The sequence below is a fragment of the Kitasatospora sp. NPDC091257 genome, from assembly GCF_044757675.1.
In the GTDB taxonomy this organism is placed as follows: Bacteria; Actinomycetota; Actinomycetes; order Streptomycetales; family Streptomycetaceae; genus Kitasatospora; species Kitasatospora lactacystinica.
This window is the reverse complement of the sequence record NZ_JBIVVI010001432.1, coordinates 1-2,045: the sequence shown is the minus strand read 5'-3', so window position 1 is coordinate 2,045 and position 2,045 is coordinate 1. Positions and strand designations below refer to the sequence as shown.

Genomic DNA, 2,045 nt, shown 5'->3' with positions numbered 1-2,045 from the left:
CCCCGCGTTCCCCCGTGCTGTGACGGACCCCAGGTCCCCCCACCCCCGCATCACCAGTTCAACGGAGAACACCCCATGCGCAACCTCAAGCTCGGCCTGTTCGAGAACGCCCAGACCAACGCGAGCGGCACCGCCACCTGGCGCCACCCCGACAGCCGCCGGCACCTGTTCGACACCCTCGGGTACTGGCGCGAGATCGCGCAGGTCTGCGAGGACGCCAAGCTCGACTTCCTGTTCCTGGCCGACGCCTGGGGCTGGTCGGAGATCGACGGGGTGCGCCCGCCGATCGCCACCGAGGAGACCCTGGACCTGCCGCGCCTGGACCCGTTCGTGATCGCCTCGGCGCTGCTGGCGAGCACCACCGACCTGGGACTGGTGGTGACCGGCTCGGTGCTGGTGGAGCCGCCGTACGCCTTCGCCCGCCGGCTGGCCACCCTGGACCAGCTGTCCGGCGGCCGGCTCGGCTGGAACATCGTGACCACGGGCACCGCCGACACCGCGGTCAAGGCCTTCGGCATGGACATGGTGGCGCACGACGACCGGTACAAGATGGCCGAGGACTTCCTCGACCTGGTCTACAAGTACTGGGAGGGCGCCTGGGAGCCGGACGCCCTGGAGAGGGACAAGGGCGGCCGCTTCGCCGACCCGGCCAAGGTGCACCCGGTCGAGCACGAGGGCCCGTACTTCCGCTCGCACGGCTACGGCAACACCGCCCGCTCCCCGCAGGGCACCCCGGTGCTGTTCCAGGCCGGCGCCTCGCCGGCCGGGCGGCGGGTCGGCGGGCGGCACGGCGAGTGCATGTTCGTCGGCAGCGGCTCGGTGCGGCAGCTCGCCGGGCACACCGCGGCGATCCGCGAGGAGGCCGTGCGGGCGGGCCGCCGCGCCGACGAGGTCAAGGTGATGTCGGCGTTCTCCTGCGTGGTCGGCGCCACCACCGCGGACGCCGAGCGCCGCTGGCAGCGCGTCCTGGACGCCCAGCGCCCGGAGGTCACCGTCGCCAGCTACGCCATGTTCACCGGCCTCGACCTGTCCTCGTACGCGCCGGACACCCCGATGTCGGAGCTGTCCACCGAGATGTCGCAGACCCAGGTCGCCCGGTTCGCCGGCCGGACCGTCGGCGACGTGCTCGCCGACTGGCACACCCACGGTGTCGGCGCCCGCCCGGTGGTCGGCACCGCCGAGGAGATCGCCGACGAGATCTGCGCCCTGGCACAGGGCGCCGACCTGGACGGCTTCCTGCTCTCGCCGACCGTCCAGCCGGCCTCCACCACGGAGTTCGTCGAGTCGGTGCTGCCGATCCTGCGCGCCCGCGGCGTCTTCCGCGGCGCGTACGCGGACGGCGAGTCGCTGCGCGAGCGGCTCACCGGCGCGTCCGACCGGGCCCTGCCGGCCAGCCACCCGGCCGCGCAGTACCGGCACTGAACCCACTCGCGACGAGAGGACGGCGACGACCATGGTCACTCCCGCCCACCCCCCGAACCCGCCCGCCGCCGCGTCCGCGCAGCCCCCGACCGCGGGGCGGCCGCACACGGAGCAGCCGACCGGGGCGGAGCCCAACGCCGCGGCGCTGCGCCAGGCGTTCGGGGCCTACCCGACCGGAGTGGTCGCGCTCGGCGCGCTGCGCGACGGCGAACCGGTCGGGCTCGCGGTGAGCTCCTTCGTGTCGATCTCGCTGGAGCCGCCGATGGTCGCGGTCAGCGTGGCCCGCACCTCGACCACCTGGCCCAGGCTGACACAGGCACCGGAGCTCGGGCTGAGCGTGCTCAGCCACGGTCAGGGCGCGCTCTGCCGGCGGCTCGCCTCCCGCGAGGGCGACCGCTTCGACGGCACCGGATGGCAGGCCACGCCGGAGGGCGCGGTGCTGATCCACGACGCGGCGCTGTGGCTGACCGCCCGGGTGAGCGCGGTGTACGACGGCGGCGACCACGAGATCGTCCTGATGGAGCTGCTCACCGTCGAGCTGTTCCCCGGAGTGGAGCCGCTGGTCTTCCACACCAGCCAGTTCCGTGAGCTCACCCCCCATGGCTGACGCCCTGACGACCCCC

General features: G+C 73.9%; 2 protein-coding genes. Both read left to right on the top strand.

Features of this window, described 5'->3' with window-relative positions; all coding sequences use genetic code 11:
• The first annotated feature begins 75 nt into the window (after positions 1–75).
• Positions 76–1,422 (top strand): NtaA/DmoA family FMN-dependent monooxygenase, encoded by a 1,347-nt coding sequence (locus tag ACIQOV_RS39065; protein WP_401055603.1) that lies wholly within the window; start codon positions 76–78, stop codon positions 1,420–1,422.
• 31 nt (positions 1,423–1,453) lie between these two features.
• Entirely contained in the window at positions 1,454–2,029 is a 576-nt protein-coding gene (locus ACIQOV_RS39060) for a flavin reductase family protein (protein WP_401055601.1), read from the top strand.
• The last annotated feature ends 16 nt before the right edge of the window (positions 2,030–2,045 follow it).